Here is a 22,833-nt window from a genome sequence, read left to right as displayed (position 1 = left end):
ATCAACGATCAAAAATAGTTAAATCAAACTAAGGGGTACACTCACAATGCCAGTTTGGCATTGTGGCTATAGTGAAATCCAGTATCGCTTGCTTTAAAATTAAAACTTATTTGGCTTGCGCCGTACTACTGTCCTTGCTATCCACTTCTGCCAGAGATGCCGCTTCCGTCTTGCATTCATTGGCCAATTGCTGGCCTTTATGTGAATCCAGCAGTAAGCCCTTCGCCGGAATGCCTATCCAGATCAAGCCAGCCTTGCGATTTTCAAAGCGTACGGCACCTGTTGTGGTATCGACTTTGGTCAGACGGTACAAGCGTTTTTTCCAGCGCATGGCAACATGGTCAGCATCGTCTGGATTGGTGTACATGGTCAGGGAATTGCCGAGTTCGCATTTGTAGTCGAAATTACTGTGCAAAGCTACGTCCGGTTCCGGTTCATTGTCTTCTTTGTTCGCCTGCGCTGCGGCAGGTTTTGCCGCCTTTGCGGTAGATTTGGTTTTGCTGTGGGGGGCTTCCACTGCATTAACATTGGCTGCGAGGATGGTGCATGCGGCAAATGCGAGGCTGATAAAAGAAAGTAATTTCATGGTGTCTCCTAGAGTAACTCTTGTGCGGCTGCTGGTAAAACAAATGTCCCTGACTGGGCACGTCTTAAAATTGTCCAATAATAGCGGTAACTGGCTCTGTCATGTAGTTGCCCTTGCCATTGTATCGGTCCCCAGGCCTGTTTTTTTGCCTGGGTCAGGATGTTGATGGCATCCTGGATGTCGTTTTCACTGGGTGAAAATGCCTGGATGACAGGCCGTATCTGGTCTGGATGTATGCTCCACATGCGTGTGTAGCCACATTCGCTGGCAGCGCGGCGGGCATCATTTGTCACGACACTGACGTCTCTGATTTCTGTTGTCACATTGTGCGAGGCAACTTTGCCGTAACGATGGCAGGCCGCGGCGATTTCTAGTTTGGCGCGTAAAACCAGTGGGTGAGTAAATTGACCGGGAGAGCGCATGGCTGCGGCAGGTATGGCGCCAACATGGGAAGATACAAAATCCATCAAACCAAACGACAAGCATTCTATCTGGGGCAGGGCGGCAATTTGCTGTACTTCTGCCAGCGCACCGTGGGTTTCTATCAAGATATGAACCGGAATTAACTGTCCGTTGGATTTTTTGCCAAAATGATTGATACGCTGCAGTGCAACTTGCAATTCGGCAGTATTATTTATTTTTGGTAAAACCAGATAAGCCAGCTGATCTGCGCATGTTGGCAGTATGATTTCCAGGTCTTGTTCAAATGCTGGATGGTGTACATCATGTACTCGCACGCCCAGGCGCTGATAATGATTTTCATTGCCAGCGATCAGTGTGGCGACCAGCTTTGCATGGTTGATCTCGTTGCCAGCGGCCGCGCCGTCTTCGCAATCGAGAGTGATGTCAAAAGCTCCACCTAGTTCCTGTTGTAGCGCAATCGATTTGCGCATCAATTTTTCAGATCCTGCGTAATGGTCGCAGACCGGCAATATAACCGGTTCCATTTGATCCTGAAAAAGTACTGTAGATGGGTGCATTACTTAAAATATCATCGTGAACCAAGGCAGATTCCAGCAAGTGCCGGAATCTGCCCTCTTGCCTGATTAACCTACCAGGTGTTTGACGCCATCACGCTCTTCTTGCAATTCTTTGAGAGTGACGTTGATGCGCTCACGGGAGAACTCATCAATTTCCAGACCTTCAACGATTTTGTATTCGCCGTTTTCTGTTGTTACAGGGAAGCCGAACACGGTGCCTTCAGGGATGCCATAAGAGCCATCAGAAGGAATGCCCATGGTAGTCCATTTACCATTTGTGCCCAGCAACCAGTCACGTACGTGGTCGATTGCTGCATTTGCTGCAGAAGCAGCAGAAGACAGGCCGCGCGCCTCGATAATTGCTGCGCCGCGTTTGCCCACTGTAGGCAGGAATACATCCTTGTTCCAGACTTGATCATTGATCAGGTCTTTGACGGAGGCGCCGTCAACTGTCGCGAAGCGATAGTCAGCGTACATAGTTGGGGAGTGATTGCCCCAGACGCACAATTTTTCAACTGCAGCAACTGGCTTGCCAACTTTGGCTGCCACTTGGGACAAGGCGCGGTTGTGATCCAGGCGCAGCATTGCTGTAAAATTTTTCGCTGGCAGGGATGGTGCCGATTTCATGGCGATGTAAGCATTGGTATTGGCTGGGTTGCCAACTACCAGGACTTTAACATTGCGGGATGCTACTGCATCCAGTGCCTTGCCTTGTACAGTGAAAATCTGTGCATTGGCTTCCAACAGATCTTTGCGTTCCATGCCTGGGCCGCGTGGACGTGCGCCAACCAGCAGGGCGACGTCGATATCTTTGAACGCTGTCATTGGATCGCTGTGAGCTGTCATGCCAGCCAACAGTGGGAATGCGCAGTCGTCGATTTCCATCATTACGCCTTTCAGCGCTTTCTGGGCTTTTTCGTCAGGAATTTCCAATAATTGCAGAATCACTGGCTGGTCTTTGCCCAGCATGTCGCCATTGGCGATACGGAACAGAAGGGAATAGCCAATTTGGCCTGCGGCGCCGGTGACAGCTACGCGCATAGGGGATTTCGCCATGATGCATCTCCGAAGTGGTGTGAAAACGATGTTCAAACAATTGCAGCGACTGATAAGCCGACGCTATGTAAAACACTTAATGATACCGTTGAAAGCGCTGTCAGTCAGCCAAAATCCGCTGCAAACACGTTTTCGTCCTTTACATTGAAAACGTTCGAACTATATTGCTTGGTATGACAGCTTTGTGACAGATAGCTAGTTGGTGCTGGTTGAGTGCTTGCTCCAACTATTTGTACGGGAGTGTAGGTCGTGTGGCGCTAAGTGTCAATCAATATCTTATGTCTTATATAAGACATATTACTTAGTAGTTTGTTCTGGACGTGGCGGGTGGTTTTGTGGTGAAATTGCAGTCTATGAACGCTATCATACCAACCGCAAATAATCTGACTATTGCCTCGACTGCGCCAGGTGCCAGTGTTGGTGCTTCGTCTTTGAGTGCCTCACCCACGTTCAGCCCATTATATCAACAGATCAAAGCCCTGATTACCCAGAGCTTGCAATCTGGCGAGTGGAAGCCGGGTGAGTTGATCCCCAGTGAAATGGAGTTGGCCAGCCGTTTTAAGGTTAGTCAAGGCACGGTGCGCAAGGCGATCGATGAGTTGTCGGCAGAAAACCTGGTTGTGCGCAGGCAAGGGAAGGGGACTTTTGTCGCAACTCACCATGAGGCACGCTCGCAATTTCGTTTTTTGCGGCTGGCGCCTGATGAGGGTGTGCCGCATTATCCCGAGAATCGCATCATTGAAGTCAAGCGTATGCGCGCTCCCGCCGAGGTGGCGCGTTTGCTGGATATTAAGTCTGGCGACTCGGTCGTCTTTATTCGCCGTGTTCAGTCTTTTTCTGGGGTGCCAACCATTCTGGATGATTTGTGGTTGCCTGGTTCCATATTCAAAGGCTTGACCGCCGAACGTTTGAATGAGTATAAGGGGCCGATGTATGGTCTGTTTGAAAGCGAATTTGGTACACACATGATACGTGCGTCAGAGCAAATTCGTGCGGTGTGCGCTGATGAGGCGGTTGCAGGTTTGCTGAGTGTGGATGTGGGGGTGCCTTTGCTCAACGTAGAGCGTGTTTCTTTTACTTATGGCGACAAGCCGGTAGAGTTGCGGCGCGGTTTGTATCTGACTGTGAATCACCATTACAGGAACGAATTAAGCTAAATCAATAATCCGGCGGCAGTTGTGATCGCTGTGGTTTTTTGGCGTGTCCTTACCTTGTGACGTGTGTTTGCGTGCTCTGCACCTGTGGAGCTTTAGGTTTAAGATAGCGATATTTTGTAAATTGCACCGATTTTTGTTGGTGCAATGCACCAAAATGAGCGAAAATTGCAAGGTTTATGTACAGACTAGTTAATGGGGAGATTATTTATGTCTGAAGTAGTAAGAGCCAAGCCACGCTTTGGTGTCATGCGCTTGATAGATGCGACCGGGTACCGGTTGCCGCTAGCAGGCTTCGTTTCCATCTTGCACCGGGCAAGTGGAATGCTGATGTTCCTGTTGTTGCCATTCATTCTTTATCTGCTTGATAAGAGTTTGACATCGGAGGCAACATTCGTCGAATTGCAGGCATTAACATCTGGCGTTTTCGTTAAGCTGGTTATTCTGGCTTTGTCATGGGCTTATCTGCACCACTTCTGTGCTGGTATTCGTCACCTGTTCATGGATTTGCACTATGGCCTGGACAAGGATAGTGCGCGTCAGTCAGCAGTGAGTGTATTGGCGATCAGTCTTGTGCTGGCAGCATTGATAGCCTTGAAACTGTTCGGAGTATTCTAAAAATGGCAAATAATAATATTGGACCAAAGCGTCTGGTCGTGGGAGCAAGTTACGGTTTGCGTGACTGGCTGGCGCAACGTGTCACTGCCATTGTCATGGCGCTGTACACGGTTATTTTGCTGGGTCTGTTTTTGACAGGTAAAAACTTCAATCAGGCTGCCTGGGCTGGCATATTTGCGATGCAATGGTTCAAGCTGGCGACTTTCTCTGTCGTCATCTGCCTGTTGTATCACGCCTGGGTTGGTATGCGCGATATCTGGATGGATTATGTGACGCACAATGTATTTCTGCGTCTGGTATTTCAAGTTGCCACAATTCTGTGGTTGATTGCTTGTGCTGGCTATGCTGCACAGATTTTGTGGAGAGTATAAAAGTGGCTGCAATTAAATCCACAATCCCTAGCCGCCGTTTTGACGCGGTCATCATTGGTGCTGGCGGTTCCGGCATGCGTGCTTCGCTGCAATTGGCTGAGGCTGGCCTGAATGTCGCTGTACTGTCGAAAGTATTTCCTACACGTTCGCATACGGTTGCTGCGCAAGGCGGTATCGGTGCTTCCCTGGGTAATATGTCGGAAGATAACTGGTACTGGCACATGTTTGACACGGTCAAGGGTTCTGATTACCTGGGTGACCAGGATGCAATCGAATTTATGTGCCGTGAAGCACCAAAAGTCGTCTACGAACTTGAGCATTTTGGCATGCCGTTTGACCGCAATGCTGACGGTACAATTTACCAGCGTCCATTTGGTGGCCATACAGCTAATTTTGGTGAGAAAGCTGTTCAGCGTGCTTGTGCTGCGGCTGATCGTACTGGCCATGCTCTGCTGCATACCCTGTATCAACGCAATGTGCGCGCCCGCACCCATTTCTTTGTTGAGTGGATGGCAATCGACTTGATTCGCGATGCGGACGGTGATGTGCTGGGTGTGGTTGCGCTGGAAATGGAAACTGGCGAAGTCATGATGCTGGAAGCCAAAACCACGATATTTGCCACCGGCGGTGCTGGTCGTATCTGGGCTGCTTCTACTAATGCCTTTATCAATACCGGTGACGGTATGGGTATGGCGGCACGTGCCGGCCTGCCACTCGAAGATATGGAGTTCTGGCAATTCCATCCTACTGGTGTTGCCGGTGCGGGTGTTCTCATTACTGAAGGTGTGCGCGGTGAGGGTGGTATTCTGATTAATAGTCAGGGTGAACGCTTCATGGAGCGCTATGCTCCTACCTACAAAGATTTGGCGCCACGTGATTTCGTTTCCCGTTCCATGGATCAGGAAATCAAAGAAGGTCGTGGTTGTGGTCCTAATAAAGATCACGTCATGCTGGATCTGCGTCATATTGGTGCTGACACCATACAAAAACGTTTGCCGTCGATTCTCGAAATCGCCCACAAATTTGCCAACGTGGATGCAACCAAGGAACCAATTCCTGTTGTTCCTACGATTCACTATCAAATGGGTGGTATTCCTACCAATATTCATGGCCAGGTTGTTGCGCCAAAAAATGGCGGTAGTGAAATCGTCAATGGTCTGTATGCAATCGGTGAGTGCGCCTGTGTATCCGTACACGGTGCTAATCGTCTGGGTACTAACTCTCTGCTTGATTTGCTGGTTTTTGGCCGCGCAGCTGGTAATCACGTTGTTGCCAGCAAGCTCAAAGAACGTAGCAACAAGGATTTGCCTGCTGATGCAGCTGATCTGGCGCTGTCACGTCTGGCCAAGCTGGAAACCAGTACTGGTTCTGAACGCGTGCAAGATGTTGCCAATGATATCCGTGCCAGCATGCAGCAATATTGTGGCGTGTTCCGTACTGATGAATTGCTGCAAACTGGCTACAAGAAAATTATGGAGCTGGATGAGCGTCGCAAGCATGTTTCATTCAAGGATAAATCCAAGGTCTTCAATACGGCACGTGTAGAAGCGCTGGAGCTGGATAACCTGATAGAAACAGCCAAGGCAACGATTACATCTGCCGCCGCCCGTAAAGAATCCCGTGGTGCACATGCACACCGTGATTATGAAGAGCGCGACGACGTTAACTGGATGAAGCATACCTTGTGGTATTCCGAAGGCAATCGCCTCGACTACAAGCCGGTCGTGACCAAGCCACTGACCGTAGAACCCTTCAAGCCGAAACCACGTACATTCTAAAGAGATACCGATATGGCACGTACATTAAAATTTAAAATCTACCGCTACGATCCGGACAAGGATGCCAAGCCTTACATGCAAGACTTGACCGTTGAGCTGCAAGACACTGACAAGATGTTGCTGGATGCATTGCAACGTATCAAATCTGACGTGGATGATTCTTTGGCGCTGCGTCGCTCATGCCGTGAAGGCGTGTGTGGTTCTGATGCGATGAACATCAACGGCAAGAATGGTCTGGCATGTACCACCAATCTGAATGAATTGAGCGAGCCTATAGTCTTGCGTCCCTTGCCTGGTTTGCCAGTTATCCGTGACCTGATCGTGGATATGACGCAATTCTTCAAGCAATACAATTCCATCAAACCTTACCTGATGAATGACTCCATTCCTCCGGAAAAAGAACGCCTGCAGTCTCCTGCTGAGCGTGAAGAGCTCGATGGTTTGTATGAGTGTATCCTGTGTGCATGCTGCTCGACTTCATGCCCATCTTTCTGGTGGAATCCTGATAAATTCGTCGGCCCGGCAGGTTTGTTGCAAGCTTATCGCTTCATTGCTGATTCACGTGATCAGGCAACTGGCGAGCGTCTTGATAACCTGGAAGATCCGTACCGTCTGTTCCGTTGCCATACTATTATGAATTGTGTGGATGTCTGTCCTAAGGGCTTAAATCCTACCCGTGCTATCGGTAAGATTAAAGAACTGATGGTCCGTCGCGCAGTCTAAGTTCGTAGTTTAAGTTGCATCGTAGCGATGTCTCATGGCATCGCTACTATCGCTACTATTTCATGCGGTTTTCCAGGCAAGCTGAGAGCCGCATGAAATAGTCAGTATGGAAGAGAATTAATTATGTCTGAGTCACAAGCTATATCCCATCAAAGCGACCCGGTAAAGCGGGCTCGCCTGCGGTGGCGGGCAAGGCGCGGTTTGCTGGAAAATGATCTGATCTTGACACGTTTTCTGGATGCCAATGAAGAATCCCTGACAGATGAGGAAGTGGATGCCTTCAGCCGCCTGATGGAATTGCCGGACAATACATTAATGGATCTGCTGATGGCCAAGACCAAACCGGAAGCCGAAGTCGATCTGCCTCATGTTCATGCTTTATTGCTGCGCCTGCAAGTGGCGTAAGTCAATTTGATTTTTTGTGTTTTTTTGATTAACGACTCACCTCTTATCTGAAGGAAGAGCCATGACAAATTCTGAAACAAAAGCCACGCTATCATTCTCCGATGGCTCGCCAGCCTTGGAGATGCCGATTTACAAGGGCTCGATTGGTCCTGATGTTATCGACATCCGTAAATTGTACGGTTCTACCGGCATGTTTACCTATGATCCAGGCTTCATGTCCACGGCAGCCTGTAATTCTTCCATCACTTATATCGATGGCGATAAAGGCGAACTGCTGTATCGCGGTTACCCTATCGAGCAACTGGCTGTCAATGGCGGCGATTTCCTGGAAACCTGCTATCTGTTGTTGAATGGCGAATTGCCAACGGCAGATCAAAAGAAAGAATTTGTAGCGACTGTCACCAATCACACCATGGTGCACGAGCAGATGCAATTCTTCTTCCGTGGCTTCCGTCGTGATGCGCATCCTATGTCTGTATTGGTAGGTACGGTTGGTGCACTGGCATCTTTTTACCATGACTCTCTGGATATCAATGATCCACATCATCGCGAAGTGTCAGCTATTCGCCTGATCGCCAAGATGCCTACCCTGGTAGCGATGGCATACAAATATTCTATCGGCCAGCCTTTCGTGTATCCACGCAATGACTTGTCTTACAGCGCGAACTTCATGCACATGATGTTCTCTACGCCATGTGAGCCATACAAAACCAATGAAGTCCTGGTGCGCGCCCTGGATCGTATCCTGATCCTGCACGCAGATCACGAGCAAAATGCTTCTACATCTACTGTGCGTCTGGCAGGTTCCTCTGGAGCAAATCCATTCGCCTGTATCGCTGCTGGTATCGCTTGCCTGTGGGGTCCTGCTCACGGCGGTGCGAATGAAGCAGCATTGAGCATGCTGGAAGAAATCGGCAGCGTCGACAATATCCCTGAGTTCATCGCTCAAGTCAAAGACAAGAACTCTGGCGTCAAGCTGATGGGCTTTGGTCACCGTGTTTATAAGAACTATGACCCACGCGCCAAGCTGATGCGTGAAACCTGCTACGAAGTGTTGCAAGAACTGGGTCTGCAAGATGATCCACTGTTCAAGCTGGCCATGGCTCTGGAAAAAATCGCGCTGGAAGACGAATACTTCGTCAGCCGCAAGCTCTATCCTAACGTCGATTTCTACTCTGGTATCGTACAACGTGCGCTGGGTATCCCAACTGCCTTGTTCACTGGTATTTTCGCCCTGGCACGTACAGTAGGCTGGATCGCTCAATGGAAAGAAATGATTTCTGATCCAGAGCAAAAAATCGGCCGTCCACGTCAGTTGTTTGTTGGTGCGCCTAAGCGTGATGTGCCAGCTATCGATAAGCGTTAATTCCAGCTTTATTAAGAGTTATTTATTTGACTATTAATGCTGTTGTAAAAAGCGAGTCTTTGTGACTCGCTTTTTTTTTCTTCAGTAATTATGCTATGCTTCGCCACGAAAGTGATTTTTACATATAACTTTCGTGATCCAATCAAAAATCATATCTAAATAACATGTTTTTTGATTTGATCTCGAGGATAGTTTGAACTAAGCCCTTCCCCACAACTTGATGTGCAATCCGCTAACCGGTCAGGCCGTGTCGCGGAAGGTTAGATTAACCCGCTAATCTCGCGAAACGCGAAGAAAGGTGAGCAAGATGATGCAACAATATAACGCTAACTCGTACTTGTTCGGCGGCAATGCGCCGTACGTAGAAGAACTGTATGAGGCGTACCTGAATAATCCCGGTTCTGTTCCAGATAATTGGCGCGCGTATTTCGACGCCATGCAAAACGTGCCTGCTGTCGACGGTTCTGCCAAGCCAGACGTTGCCCACGCACCTGTTATTGCATCATTTGCTGAACGTGCCAAACAAGGCCCGATACGCACAGTCAATGCGACTGCTGACGCTGAAATGGGGCGCAAACGCGTCGCTGCCCAGCAACTGATCGCTGCTTATCGTTTCCTTGGTAGCCACTGGGCCAATCTGGACCCGCTGCAACGCCAGGAGCGTCCAAGTATTCCAGAACTGGAACCAAGTTTCTATGGCTTTACCGATGCCGATATGGACATACAGTTCAATATCAGCAATACCTATTTCGGGCCAGAAACTGCATCATTGCGCGACCTTTTGAATGCCTTGCGTGATACTTACTGCCGTTCCATCGGTGCTGAGTTCATGTACATCAGTGATCCTACAGAAAAGCGCTGGTTGCAGCAAAAGCTGGAAGCGATACGCTCCACACCATCTTTCTCTCCTGAAAAGAAAAAACATATCCTTGACCGCCTGACTGCGGCTGAAGGTCTGGAGCGCTACCTGCATACTAAATATGTGGGTCAGAAGCGTTTCTCCCTGGAAGGCGGCGAAAGCTTTATCGCTTCCATGGATGAAACCATTCAGCGCGCCGGTGAGCGCGGTGTAGAAGAAATCGTTATCGGTATGGCCCACCGCGGTCGCCTGAACGTATTGGTCAATACCCTGGGTAAAATGCCTCAGGACCTGTTTGCTGAATTTGAAGGCAAACATGGTGACGACTTGCCAGCTGGCGACGTTAAATATCATCAAGGTTTCTCGTCTGATATTTCTACCCCAGGCGGTCCGGTTCACTTGTCTCTGGCGTTCAATCCTTCCCATCTGGAAATCGTTAATCCAGTGGTTGAAGGTTCTGTCAAAGCGCGTATGGATCGTCGCGGCGACAAAGATGGTTCACAAGTCTTGCCTATCCTGGTACACGGCGATGCCGCGTTTGCAGGGCAGGGCGTGGTCATGGAAACCCTGAACCTGGCGCAAACACGCGGCTACGGTACTGGTGGCACTGTGCATATTGTCATCAATAATCAGATCGGCTTCACAACTTCTGATCCACGCGATTCACGTTCTACCCTGTATTGCTCCGACGTAGTCAAAATGATCGAAGCACCGGTATTGCACGTGAATGCAGATGATCCTGAGGCAGTTGTCCTGGCGACTCAGATCGCTCTGGATTACCGTATGGAGTTCAAGAAAGATGTCGTTGTTGACATCATCTGCTACCGCAAACTTGGTCACAACGAGCAAGATACGCCTGCACTGACTCAGCCTTTGATGTACAAGAAAATTGCTCAGCACCCAGGCACACGCCGTATGTATGCTGACAAGCTGGCTGCGCAAGGCACTATCCCTGCGGATGGTGGCGATCAAATGATCAAGGCTTACCGTGATGCCATGGATGCTGGCAAGCATACCCATGATCCGGTGATCTCCAACTTCAAAAACAAATACGCTGTTGACTGGATTCCTTTCCTCAACCGTAAATGGACAGATGCTGCTGACACTGCAGTGCCATCCACTGAATTGAAGCGTTTGGCAGAGCGTATTACGACTGTACCAGAAGGCTTCAAACCACATAGCCTGGTAGAAAAAGTCCTGGGTGACCGTGCAGCCATGGGTCGTGGCGATATGAACCTGGACTGGGGCATGGGCGAACATCTGGCGTACGCATCCCTGGTTTCTTCCGGTTATGCTATTCGTTTGACAGGTCAGGATGCAGGTCGCGGTACTTTCGTTCACCGCCACGCTGTTTTGCATGATCAAAACCGTGAACGCTGGGATGCTGGTACGTATATCCCTCTGCAAAATATTTCTGACAAGCAGGCACCATTCACTGTCATCGATTCCGTTTTGTCTGAAGAAGCGGTATTGGGCTTTGAATATGGTTACTCCACAGCAGAGCCAAATACACTGACTATCTGGGAAGCGCAATTCGGCGATTTCGCCAATGGTGCCCAGGTCGTTATCGATCAGTTCATCAGTTCTGGTGAAGTGAAGTGGGGTCGTGCCTCCGGTCTGGTCATGATGCTGCCGCATGGTTATGAAGGTCAGGGTCCTGAGCATTCATCTGCTCGCCCAGAACGCTTCTTGCAACTGTGTGCTGACAATAATATGCAAGTGGTTCAGCCTACTTCAGCGTCCCAGATTTTCCATCTGTTGCGTCGCCAGATGATACGCATGTTCCGCAAGCCTTTGGTCATCATGACACCGAAGTCCTTGTTGCGTAACAAGGATGCAGGTTCACCTTTGTCCGACCTGGCTAAAGGTAGCTTCCAGACCGTCATCGGTGAAGTTGATGAGAAGATTGATGCGAAGAAGGTCAAGCGTGTTGTCGCTTGCTCAGGCAAAGTGTATTACGACCTGGTCAATGCCCGTAAAGAGCGCGGTCAGTCTGATACGGCAATTGTCCGTGTTGAACAACTGTATCCTTTCCCGCATAAGAGTTTTGTCGCTGAACTGAAAAAATTCCCGAATATGGCGGAATTGGTCTGGGCACAAGACGAGCCGCAAAATCAGGGACCATGGTTCCAGATCCAGCACAATATTTTTGAAAGTCTGGAAGACGGTCAAAAACTTGCATATGCAGGTCGTCCAGCCAGTGCATCGCCAGCTGTCGGTTACTATGACAAGCACTATGCACAACAAAAAGCATTGCTGGAAACGGCATTTTCCAAACTCAAAGGCTTTGTCCTGACCAAATAATGACGCGATGCGACATCAGAAGCTGATGTCGCATCTGGCTACCCGAATCGGAGAGTAAAAAATGGCAATTATCGAAGTAAAAGTTCCTCAGTTATCTGAGTCTGTCGCAGAAGCAACCCTGTTGTCCTGGCATAAAAAAGTTGGCGAAGCAATTGGCCGCGACGAAAACATGATCGACGTGGAAACCGACAAAGTCGTGCTGGAACTGCCAGCACCTGACGCTGGCGTGATCACACAAATCATCAAGGGCGATGGCAGTACGGTCGTTGCTGGCGAAATCATCGCGATTATCGATACTGATGCATCCGCAAAAGTAAGCCCTATGGAAGTATCTGCTGTTCCAGTAACTGCCGCCGCCGCTGCGGCACCTGCTGCTGACGCAAAATCTTCTGCCGGCGTAGCAATGCCAGCGGCAGCAAAAATTCTGTCAGAAAACAATCTGACTGCAGCTCAAGTTGACGGTTCCGGCAAAGATGGCCGTGTTACCAAAGGTGATGCACTGGCAGCCGTAGCCGCCAAACCGGCTGCAGCACCAGTAGTTGCGCCTCTGGCTGCTCCTGCAGCTGGCAAACCAGCTCTGCAACAAGTCGCCGCTCCAACGATCGCCAGCCTGGGTGACCGTCCTGAAGAACGCGTACCGATGAGCCGTTTGCGTGCACGTATCGCTGAACGTCTGGTGCAATCACAATCGACCAACGCGATTCTGACGACTTTTAACGAAGTCAACATGGCTCCAGTCATGGACTTGCGCAATAAGTACAAAGACAAGTTTGAAAAAGAGCATGGCGTGAAACTGGGTTTCATGTCCTTCTTCGTTAAAGCTGCGGTTGCTGCATTGAAAAAATACCCTATCATCAACGCCTCTGTTGATGGTAACGACATCGTCTACCACGGTTATTTCGACATCGGTATCGCTGTTGGTTCCCCACGCGGCCTAGTAGTGCCTATCCTGCGCAATGCGGATCAAATGACGATTGCTGAAATCGAGAAGAAAATCGGCGAATTTGGTGCCAAGGCAAAAGACGGCAAACTGACTTTGGACGATTTGTCTGGTGGTACTTTCTCCATCTCGAATGGCGGTACTTTCGGTTCCATGTTGTCCACACCTATCATCAACCCGCCACAATCCGCAATTTTGGGCGTGCATGCGACCAAGGACCGTGCGGTAGTTGAAAACGGTCAGATCGTGATTCGCCCTATGAATTACCTGGCGATGTCTTATGACCATCGTATCATTGACGGTCGTGAAGCAGTTCTGGGTCTGGTGGCAATGAAAGATGCGCTGGAAGATCCAGCCCGTCTGTTGCTTGATCTGTAATTCAGGTTCTGAGCGCAAAGCGAGAATCATTCCGTGAATATCGCTGACGAAATCAAACGTCTGCATGAACTGCATCAGGCGGGAGCCCTGTCTGATGCAGAATTTGCACAAGCCAAAGCCAGATTGTTGGCAACTGGCGACACTTCCACATCCGGTCAACAGCAGAGCCAGGGTTTTAATCATCTGAATCAATTCCGCCGGTCAAAAAAAGACCAGTGGCTGGGTGGCATCTGTGGCGGTTTGGCGCAATTTACCGGCCTGGATTCCTGGATCTGGCGTTTGATGTTTGTCTTCTTCAGTCTTTACTTTGGTGCGGGCGTCGTGGCTTATCTGTTGGCCTGGATATTCGTCCCTGAAGAAAGCTGAAACTATCAAGCACAAGCTGAGTTTCACGGCTAAATCATCTACACAAAATCAGGATATTTTCATGAGCAAACAATTTGACGTCGTCGTTATCGGTGGTGGCCCTGGTGGCTATATCGCCGCAATCCGCGCTGCCCAACTGGGATTTTCTACTGCCTGTATCGATGCATGGACCAATGAAAAAGGTGGCCCGGCTCCAGGTGGTACTTGCACCAATGTAGGTTGCATTCCATCCAAAGCACTGTTGCAGTCTTCCGAGCATTATGAACACGCTGGTCATGCTTTCGCTGACCACGGTATCAATGTACAAGGCTTGGGCCTGGACGTTGCCAAAATGCTGGGCCGCAAGAATACTATCGTCAAGCAAAACAATGACGGTATCTTATTCCTGTTCAAAAAGAATAAAGTGACTTTCTTCCACGGCCATGGTTCGTTTGTTAAAGGCGATGCCGCTGGTTACGAAATCAAGGTTGCTGGCAAGACAGAAGAAACCATCACTGGCAAGCACATCATCGTGGCGACTGGCTCGAATGCACGTGCATTGCCTGGCGCAGCATTTGATGAAACAACTATCCTGTCTAATGACGGCGCATTGAAGATCGCTGAAGTACCGAAAAAACTCGGCGTCATCGGTGCCGGTGTCATTGGCCTGGAAATGGGTAGCGTCTGGCGCCGTCTGGGTGCTGAAGTGACAGTGCTGGAAGCATTGCCAACTTTCCTCGGTGCTGTTGATGAGCAAATCGCCAAAGAAGCGCACAAGCTGTTTGTCAAACAAGGCCTGTCTATCAACCTGGGCGTCAAGATAGGCGAAATCGTCAATGGCGGCAAAGATGTGACCGTCAACTACACTGACGACAAGGGCGCTGAGCACAAGGCAGTGTTTGACAAACTCATCATTTCCATTGGCCGTACACCTAACACCAATGGTTTGAATGCAGAAGCTGTTGGCCTGCAACTCGATGAACGTGGTTTCATCGCGGTTGATGGTGATTGCAAAACCAATCTGGCGAATGTATGGGCTGTGGGCGACGTGGTACGCGGTCCTATGCTGGCGCACAAGGCAGAAGAAGAGGGTGTTGCTGTTGCTGAGCGTATTGCTGGCCAGCATGGTCATGTGAACTTCAATACCATCCCCTGGGTGATTTACACTTCTCCAGAAATCGCTTGGGTAGGCCGTACTGAGCAGCAATTGAAGGCTGACGGCGTGGCTTACAAAGCCGGTACTTTCCCATTCATGGCGAATGGCCGTGCCCGTGCCCTGGGTGATACTTCAGGTATGGTCAAGTTCCTGGCAGATGCAACGACAGATGAAATCCTGGGCGTACACATCGTTGGACCTATGGCATCTGAATTGATTTCCGAAGCAGTAGTTGCTATGGAATTCAAGGCATCGGCAGAAGATATCGCCCGTATTTGCCATGCACACCCATCACTGTCTGAAGCAACGAAAGAAGCAGCATTGGCAGTAGACAAGCGCTCCCTGAATTTCTGATTCAGGCCGACTGTTTGAGCATCTGCTTGAACAGTTTTTTGAAAGAGGGGCGTAATGTTGCGCCCACATGGCAGCGCACCCTGTCCTTAGTTTGATTGAGGTTGAGTGCGTCGCTTTTTAACCGCTTGCCATGCATAGGCAAGCCAGCAAAGATAGTATCCCTTGCCCATGAATGTCATAGAGTATTATCAGGATGCCCTGAGTCAACGCGGTTTTCAGGCCGATGAAGCACAAAAGCGTGCAGTTGATCGTTTGCAGACTGCCTATGAAGAATGGGTGGAGTATAAAAGTAAGCGCGCAAATAAATTCACCCGTCTGATTACCCGTCCAGAAGTGCCGCGTGGCGTTTATATGTGGGGTGGCGTCGGGCGTGGCAAATCTTTTTTGATGGACAGTTTTTTTTCCGTCGTGCCAGTCGTCAGGAAGGCCCGCCTGCATTTCCACGAATTCATGCGTGCCGTGCACAGGCAACTGGATGAACTCAAGGGAATGGCAGATCCACTGGACGAAGTGGCGCGCAGAGTCGCCAAAAAATATCGGCTAATTTGTTTCGATGAATTTCACGTCTCTGACGTGGCAGATGCGATGTTGCTGTATAACTTGCTCAATGCCCTGTTTGAAAATGGGGTGTCCTTCGTCATGACCTCCAATTATCAGCCTGATACCCTCTATCCTGATGGTTTGCACCGTGACCGCATGCTGCCAACTATCGCCTTGTTGAAAGAAAAGCTCGATATCCTGAATGTGGATTCTGGTAATGACTATCGCAAACGCGCACTGGAACAGGTGCAGGCATATATGACGCCGCTCAACGCTGCCACGGACAAGGCATTGCGCGATAGTTTTGCGCGCGTTGCAGAAACCAGTGATGAAGACCCGCATGTCGATATTGAGGGACGTAAGCTCAAATCTTTACGCCGTGCTGGCAGCGTCATCTGGTTTGACTTCAGCACATTGTGCGGTGGGCCGCGTTCACAAAATGACTACCTGGAAATTGCCAGCCGTTTTCACACGGTGGTTTTATCGTCAGTTCCACGTATGTCCGCCGCCATGTCTTCCGAAGCACGTCGCTTTACCTGGCTGATAGACGTGTTTTACGACAATAAGGTGAAATTAATCATGTCGGCAGAAGTCCCTCCTGAGGAACTTTATACCAATGGTACCTTGTCTAATGAATTTCACCGGACTGTATCCCGTATCATAGAAATGCAATCAAAAGAATATATGGATGCTGATCAACGCCAAATTGCGGAAAGTATTGCTTGATGAAACCTTTATTGTCGATTTGCCTGGGATTGCTCTTGCAAATGACTATTGCCTTTTCTGCCCAGGCTGTGCCTGATAGTGATGAGCTGGCACAAATTGCGGGTTCGACTGCCAGTCTGGATCAAAAATATGCAGCGGGCAGCCTTAGTACTGCAGAGCAGGCCGATAGTGCCTTGAAAGAGAGTAGTGCGGTGCAACAGCGTTTGCAGCGCTGGTATGAACAGGCAGATCGCGCTTGTCATCAGATTTTCTTCGTCAATGATTGCCTCAATGATGTCAAGCAGCAGCGCCGCCAGTACATCGTGTCCTTGCAAAGGATTTCTCTGGAAGCCAAGGCCTTACAGCGTAAACTGCGCATTGATGAATTGGACAGGGATTTGGCCAAAAAGCAGGCTAAGCCATAATAATGGAAGCGGATTTTGTAAGCGACTGTAAGCCATAGATACATATTCCTGGTTAACTTCAGTTGTGCTTTATTTATCCTCAGCAGCTATTTGCCTGATAAGTTGCCCTTGTCCCAATCTCTCATTGAATCGCAGATCAGTTTTAACATTCTGCGGCACAAGGATTTGTGCATGTAATTTAGTAACTATTCCACTATGCTGACTGCGATATAAGTATTGCAAGTCTTGGGAAATTTCCTTACAGTCTGTCGTTAGTCTCATTGACATACTGTGAACAAGGAAATTTATATGTGGTTTGTTGGGGCAATCATAGGCTTTATCCTGGGTGTAGCGACTGGTTCAGGTGCAGCCATGTTCTTTTTCAGCCTGGTAGGCGGCTTTGTAGCCCACATGATTGCCCGCGCAAACAAGGCAAATGTGGCAGCGGATGCGCCCGCAGCCCAGACATCGCAAAGTAAGCCAGATGACGGAATGGCGGAAATGCGCCAGAAAATACACAAGCTGGAACACCGTCTGCAAACGCTGGAACGTGAAATGGCCGAGCTTAAAGCGGGTGGCATGGTCGTTAACAGTGCCGACGTCTTGGTGCCTGCAAGTGAATCAGCACCAGCAGAAAAAGCGATTTCTGATCCAGAAAATGCGCTTGCCACAATACAGCGCGACAATGCGATATTGAACGTAGTTGCGCCAGACATCCCGGCAAACACACCTCCAAGTATAGAGTTTGGTACGCAGGCAGATCAGCCAGATGTCACTCCCCCCCTGACGCAGCCTAAAACCAGCCTGGAAGGCCTGGATTTGGAGATTATTCCACAGGAAGATCTGGTTTTATTTGGGAATGACACTGCAAAACAAACGGCTTCTGCGACAGCAGCCCCAATAATAATCTCTGACATAGATTTTGGTGGCACTACTACGAGAGCACCAACTCCGGCCACGGTGAAACCGGCAGTAATCAAAACTCCGCCGCCCCCGCCCCCAAAAACACTGAGAGAAAGTCTGCCAGCACCTTTGGCCAAACTCATCTTTGGTGGCAACGCACTGGTCAAAGTTGGTGTCTTGATTTTGTTCCTGGGACTGGCTTTCTTGTTGCGCTACACTGCCGAGCGGGTCACTGTTCCGGTGGAATTGCGTTACGCAGGTGTGGCTTTATCTGGGGTTGTGTTATTGAGCCTGGGCTGGCTCTTGCGTAACAAGCGCAGGGACTATGCGCTGATATTGCAGGGTATGGCGATAGGCGTGTTTTACCTGACCACGTTGTCAGCTATGAAATTGCATGCCCTGATTTCTCCCGAGGTCGGCTTTGGCTTCCTGTTTATGGTATCTGTTCTGAGTGCCATCCTGGCGGTCTTACAAAATGCGCCTGTCCTGGCAATCGTTGCCGCAATCGAAGGTTTTGCCACTCCTGTTTTGATTTCCACAGGTGAAAACCGTCCGTTCGGTTTGTTCACTTACATGGCAGTTCTGGACATAGGTATCTTTGTGGTCGCCTGGTTCAATGCATGGCGTGTGTTGAACTTGATTGGTTTCGTTGGCACTTTTACCTTGGCATTGGGTTGGGCGGAACAAAACTATACTGATAGCCAGTACGGCATTGTTCAGCCTTTCCTGATTTTCTTCTTTGTCCTGTTTGCCCTGATAGGTCTGTTGTTTGCCCGTCGCACCTTGAAAGAAGCGGAAGTTGAAGAGGGCCCCCTGGCTACCCTGAAGCGGGTGGGGAGGGTCGATAGTGCACTGGTATTTGGTAATCCCATCACGGCCTTTGGTATGCAGTACATGCTGGTCAAACATACCGATTTTGGCGCTGCCTTTTCTGCGCTTGCCGTAGGGTTCTTTTATCTGCTGCTGGCTAAATTTGTATTTTCCAAAGCCAGGCAAGGCCTGGCATTACTGGCAGAGGCTTATGTCATTGTTGCAGCCATCTTTGCCACACTGGCAATACCGCTAGGGCTGGAAGGTGCATGGACAGGTGCTGCGTGGGCCATAGAGGGCGCAGGTATGTACTGGCTGGGTATACGTCAGCAACGTCCTTATGCACGCGGTTTTGCCTATGTTGTCATGGTGGGGGCAGCGTACAAACTCTTGCATGGTATCTACATCAACCCTGAAGCGACGGGCCCACTGTTGCAGGGCGGTTTGCTGGGGCCAGTCTTGCTGGCAATAAGCTGCTTTGTCGTCTGGAATCTGCATAGAAAAGCTAAGCCCGAGAATATTGCAAGTTGGGAAACCATGCCAAATGCGGCCTTGCCATGGCTGGCTACAGCTTCACTGACTTTATTGCCTTGGATGTTGCTGGTTCCGCAGTTTGCTGCTGCGGCCATGGCTGTCATGGCCTTGTTGGTATCGGCCATTGCTCGCCGCTATGTGCTGAAGGCTTTTGAGTATATCTCTGCTGCCTTGCAGGCAGGCGCACTGGCTTCCTTCATGTTGACACTACATGTTGCTGCCAATGGCAATGCAGCGCTGGAGGATGGCTGGAAGGGTGGACTGGCTGCCTTGATCATCGCTGGCAGCATATTGTTCAGCGCAGGGCGTTCCATGGTGGCAACCAAACGGGCTGCACAAGAACAGGCTTTACCTCCGGACTGGTCTATCTGGAACCAGTTGGCCATCATCAGCGGTAGTGTGCTGTTGCATCTGGCCATGTTGTTTGCTATCAATCTGACACAGGCCTCGTTGATCTGGCCATTTACTTCATGCCTTTTGCTGTGGGTAGGTTTGCGTATGTCTCATGGTGCTTTGGCAGGTTTTGCTGCAGTTCTGCAAATCATTGCTGCCGGTCTGTGTTTGACTGAGCCGGGTAAGTATCAAGGTACAGCTTTTGCGCATCTGGGCTTTTTTGTGCCTTTATCGTTAGCCGTGTCAGCATGGTTTAGTGCAGATTTTATCCGTGCCGAAGCGGCCAGAATGCGTACCGTGCTGCTGGATTTGAGTGGCTTAGGCAACGTTGTAAATGCGGCTAATGCAGGCACGCCAGAGCACAAACTACCATCTGTCTGGCTCAATCCCTGGTGTAATAGCAAACTTGCTTTGGGCTTGCCTGTTGTTTGGGGTCTGGTATGGTGGTTAAGTGCATGGTTCTCTGAGAGCCTGGAAACTCTGGTACGTACAGATCTTCGTGCATATTCTTCGACTGTGGCTATCGTGATCGGCTTGGCCAGTGCAGTATTGATGGCAGTACTGGCAAGCTGGCGCAAATGGCCGCAAATGGGTTTTGCCACTATCGTTACTTTGCCGCTATTGGTTTTTGCAGGTTTGATAGGCATGGCGAGCGCGAACGGTCTTTATTTGCCGTCGGCAAACCTTGGATGGCTGGCCTGGCCGCTGGCACTTGCCTGGCATTTACAGATATTGAAAAAGCAGCAAAACTGGATGGCTACATGGCCGCGACTCTTGAGTTTGACGCATATTACCGGTTTCTGGTTTTTCCTGTTCTTGGCTGCACGCGAAGGACTGGCACGCCTTGCTCCTCTGGCAGACACCTGGTCAAGCTGGCCATTGCTGGGTTGGGTGCTAGTTCCTGCGCTGGTGTTCTGGTTCATCGGTGCTAAACCTTTGGCTGCCAGATGGCCGCTTAACTCTTATCGTAAAGCTTATATAGAACAGGCTTGTACACCCGTTGCCCTGTATTTGCTGGCCTGGTGTTGGTTGACTAATGCTTTTAGCGCGGGTGACGCCAGCCCTTTGCCTTATCTGCCTTTGCTTAACCCCCTGGAATTGGGACAATGGCTGGTCTTGGCGTCCTTATTACACTGGTGGCGTGCTTTGCCTATGGCAACACTCAAAACGAACGCCAAACATGCTGCCACAGCATTGGCAGCAGCTACAGCCCTGGCTTTATTGACAGGCATGGTCTTGCGTAGCTGCCACCATTTTGCCAGTGTGCCTTGGGATGCGGATGCTCTGTTTGCTTCGCGCCTGAGTCAGGCTGCGGTTTCCATTGCCTGGGCAATTTGTGGCGTGTCTGTCATGTTGTTTGGTAACCGCCGTATGTCGCGCAGCATCTGGATAGCCGGTGCTGCCTTGCTTGGCGTCGTGGTATTGAAACTGTTCCTGATAGAACTGGCTGACCGTGGCGGCCTATACCGTATTGTCTCTTTCATCGGTGTTGGTATCTTGTTGCTGGTGGTTGGTTATTTCGCACCTGTGCCTGTCAAGCCCAAAGAGCCGCAAGCGACATTGGCAGAGGATGGTGACGCACCAGAAGATCAAGGGAAAGCATCATGAGTATCAGCAAGCTGAGAATGAAACTGTCACTGCTGGCTGCTTGTGCGCTTGTCTCTAATGTGGTCGCTGCACAGGTGATTACACCGCAATTAAAACATGCGGTCATTACCAGTACAGGAGCGGGCCCGTATTTTCAACTGGATATACCAACCAGTATTTACCCCGGCAGTCTACACCCTGACCTGCATGATGTGCGTGTGCGCAATGCTGAGGGTGATCTCTTGTCGTTTGCCTGGACTGATGTGGAAGTAGCTACAGCCAAGCTGGGGAGTAATACAGTCAGTGCTTTTCCTATAAAAGACATACAAAGTAGCAGCTTCAGCAGTTTCCGGCAAAATGCAGATGGTTCACTAAGCGCTTTGTCGCAAGTCAAAATCACCAGGCAAAATCCTGTGCCTGCCTGGATTATTGATGTCAGCAAGATCAAGGGCAAGTTATTACAAGCAAGGTTTGGCATCGCCGAGCAGGCAGATGGCATGTTTAACTTCACGCTGGAAAGTAGTAATGACCTGAAAAACTGGCAATCACTAGGCGGTGAGCAACTGGTGCAATTGCGTCACCAGGGTTCCATGTTGCAGAATCTCGCCATCAGGTTGCAGCATGTCAGCGCCCAGTATTTACGCCTGCGCTGGACAAATCCTGCAGATGCCCCCTGGCTGGACAGTGTCAGTATCGATAGCCAGCAAGAAGTCTACACACCACCGGTTTTGCAATGGAGTAAACCTATACCGGTGAAGGCTTGTTCTGCAAATTACTGCGATTACAGCATTCCTGATAACACGCCTATAGACAGCCTGCGTCTGCTGGTGAGCGAGCCTAACACCCTGCTACATATTACGGTACTGGCACAGGTGACTACAACAACTGCACCGGTGTCCTCGTATCATCACAGACATAGTCCGTTATATCCTCTGCATGTCTTAAGGAATCAGAAACGCAATGCTGAAGTGCAGGTGGTAGATCACCAAGTCTGGTTGAATGACAGCCTAGTCTACAAAATAAATCTGCAAAACGGCGAAGTGAAATCGCCTGATATGCTCATGGATGGTGCCAGCTATAAGACTTTGCGCTTGCAAACTGATAGTCAGTTCAGCAAGCTGGGTAAGACTTTGCCAGAGATACAGATCGCCAGTTTGCCTCGCAGGCTGGTATTTTTGGCACGAGGCAAATCGCCGTATCAACTGGAATGGGGAGTCGAAAATAAAGAAGGCGCAGCACTGTTACTGACAAGCCTGATCCCCAAAATGGACCTTAGTAAGCCTGTGCAAGCTGATGTTGCCAGTGTGGAAATTGTCGACTATGTCGCTCCACAGGCAGCAATCAAACCTGTCGTTGAGAAAACACCAACCAAAGAGCATAAACCCTGGCTATGGGCGGCATTAGGTGTTGGTTTGTTATTATTGGGCGGGATGGTGTGGTCCCTGTTGAAGAATATGTCGGAAGATAAGGCAAAGACCTGAGAGCGTGTTTGCGATCTTACTGCGCAAGCGTGATCGGGGCTCATGTGCTGCTCAAAATGCTCATGTACTAGAGTACATTCCGCTTTTTGCGCTGCTCTTTACT

General features: G+C 49.8%; 18 protein-coding genes. 15 read left to right on the top strand and 3 right to left on the bottom strand.

The window, feature by feature from the left end:
- Positions 1–106: 106 nt before the first annotated feature.
- The 3 genes from ACO0LC_RS05410 to ACO0LC_RS05400 form a co-directional block, all read right to left on the bottom strand.
- The gene (locus ACO0LC_RS05410; RefSeq protein ID WP_423001388.1) at positions 107–586 is read right to left on the bottom strand and encodes a hypothetical protein; all 480 of its coding nucleotides are present in this window, start codon (positions 584–586) and stop codon (positions 107–109) included.
- An 8-nt stretch (positions 587–594) separates the two neighbouring features.
- A complete protein-coding gene (locus ACO0LC_RS05405; RefSeq protein ID WP_423001386.1) occupies positions 595–1,566 on the bottom strand; it encodes an HpcH/HpaI aldolase/citrate lyase family protein in 972 nt (323 codons plus the stop codon).
- 66 nt (positions 1,567–1,632) lie between these two features.
- Positions 1,633–2,622 carry a malate dehydrogenase gene (locus tag ACO0LC_RS05400; RefSeq protein ID WP_423001384.1) on the bottom strand — a complete coding sequence of 330 codons (990 nt, stop codon included), beginning with the start codon at positions 2,620–2,622 and terminating at the stop codon, positions 1,633–1,635.
- Positions 2,623–2,975: 353 nt separating this feature from the next.
- On the opposite strand from ACO0LC_RS05400, the gene ACO0LC_RS05395 reads away from it, so the two are divergent.
- The 15 genes from ACO0LC_RS05395 to ACO0LC_RS05325 all read left to right on the top strand — a co-directional run bounded on the left by ACO0LC_RS05395 (position 2,976) and on the right by ACO0LC_RS05325 (position 22,730).
- Positions 2,976–3,779, top strand: coding sequence for a GntR family transcriptional regulator (locus ACO0LC_RS05395; RefSeq protein WP_423001382.1), 804 nt, complete (start codon positions 2,976–2,978; stop codon positions 3,777–3,779).
- 207 nt (positions 3,780–3,986) lie between these two features.
- Positions 3,987–4,394, top strand: a complete 408-nt coding sequence (gene sdhC / locus ACO0LC_RS05390; protein ID WP_423001380.1) for a succinate dehydrogenase, cytochrome b556 subunit — start codon at positions 3,987–3,989, stop codon at positions 4,392–4,394.
- A 2-nt stretch (positions 4,395–4,396) separates the two neighbouring features.
- The gene (gene sdhD / locus ACO0LC_RS05385) at positions 4,397–4,765 is read left to right on the top strand and encodes a succinate dehydrogenase, hydrophobic membrane anchor protein (RefSeq protein WP_110253696.1); all 369 of its coding nucleotides are present in this window, start codon (positions 4,397–4,399) and stop codon (positions 4,763–4,765) included.
- A gap of 2 nt (positions 4,766–4,767) precedes the next feature.
- Complete coding sequence (gene sdhA, locus ACO0LC_RS05380; protein WP_423001377.1) at positions 4,768–6,543, top strand: succinate dehydrogenase flavoprotein subunit; 1,776 nt, start codon at positions 4,768–4,770, stop codon at positions 6,541–6,543.
- Between the two features lie 12 nt (positions 6,544–6,555).
- Positions 6,556–7,266: a succinate dehydrogenase iron-sulfur subunit gene (locus tag ACO0LC_RS05375; RefSeq protein WP_162041574.1), complete on the top strand. Its 711-nt coding sequence runs from the start codon at positions 6,556–6,558 to the stop codon at positions 7,264–7,266.
- A gap of 123 nt (positions 7,267–7,389) precedes the next feature.
- Complete coding sequence (locus tag ACO0LC_RS05370; protein ID WP_423001375.1) at positions 7,390–7,671, top strand: succinate dehydrogenase assembly factor 2; 282 nt, start codon at positions 7,390–7,392, stop codon at positions 7,669–7,671.
- A 61-nt stretch (positions 7,672–7,732) separates the two neighbouring features.
- A complete protein-coding gene (gene gltA / locus ACO0LC_RS05365) occupies positions 7,733–9,037 on the top strand; it encodes a citrate synthase (RefSeq protein ID WP_423001373.1) in 1,305 nt (434 codons plus the stop codon).
- Between the two features lie 307 nt (positions 9,038–9,344).
- Positions 9,345–12,200, top strand: coding sequence for a 2-oxoglutarate dehydrogenase E1 component (locus ACO0LC_RS05360; protein WP_423001371.1), 2,856 nt, complete (start codon positions 9,345–9,347; stop codon positions 12,198–12,200).
- Between the two features lie 61 nt (positions 12,201–12,261).
- Positions 12,262–13,518, top strand: a complete 1,257-nt coding sequence (gene odhB / locus ACO0LC_RS05355) for a 2-oxoglutarate dehydrogenase complex dihydrolipoyllysine-residue succinyltransferase (RefSeq protein WP_423001369.1) — start codon at positions 12,262–12,264, stop codon at positions 13,516–13,518.
- Between the two features lie 33 nt (positions 13,519–13,551).
- Positions 13,552–13,884: a PspC domain-containing protein gene (locus ACO0LC_RS05350; protein ID WP_423001367.1), complete on the top strand. Its 333-nt coding sequence runs from the start codon at positions 13,552–13,554 to the stop codon at positions 13,882–13,884.
- 61 nt (positions 13,885–13,945) lie between these two features.
- Positions 13,946–15,373, top strand: a complete 1,428-nt coding sequence (lpdA, locus tag ACO0LC_RS05345; RefSeq protein WP_423001365.1) for a dihydrolipoyl dehydrogenase — start codon at positions 13,946–13,948, stop codon at positions 15,371–15,373.
- Between the two features lie 168 nt (positions 15,374–15,541).
- On the top strand, positions 15,542–16,639 hold the full coding sequence (gene zapE, locus ACO0LC_RS05340) for a cell division protein ZapE (RefSeq protein ID WP_423001363.1): 1,098 nt from the start codon (positions 15,542–15,544) through the stop codon (positions 16,637–16,639).
- On the top strand, positions 16,636–17,043 hold the full coding sequence (locus ACO0LC_RS05335; protein ID WP_423001361.1) for a hypothetical protein: 408 nt from the start codon (positions 16,636–16,638) through the stop codon (positions 17,041–17,043). Before zapE ends, ACO0LC_RS05335 begins: the two co-directional genes overlap by 4 nt.
- Positions 17,044–17,331: 288 nt before the next feature.
- Positions 17,332–21,270 (top strand): DUF2339 domain-containing protein, encoded by a 3,939-nt coding sequence (locus tag ACO0LC_RS05330; protein WP_423001359.1) that lies wholly within the window; start codon positions 17,332–17,334, stop codon positions 21,268–21,270.
- Positions 21,267–22,730, top strand: coding sequence for a DUF3999 family protein (locus ACO0LC_RS05325; RefSeq protein WP_423001357.1), 1,464 nt, complete (start codon positions 21,267–21,269; stop codon positions 22,728–22,730). The genes ACO0LC_RS05330 and ACO0LC_RS05325 overlap by 4 nt, the downstream gene beginning before the upstream one ends.
- Positions 22,731–22,833 lie beyond the last annotated feature (103 nt).

The sequence above is a fragment of the Undibacterium sp. JH2W genome (assembly GCF_049340425.1).
Taxonomy (GTDB): Bacteria; Pseudomonadota; Gammaproteobacteria; order Burkholderiales; family Burkholderiaceae_D; genus Undibacterium.
Note: the sequence above shows the minus strand (reverse complement) of the source record. Positions and strands in the feature narration are given on the sequence as shown.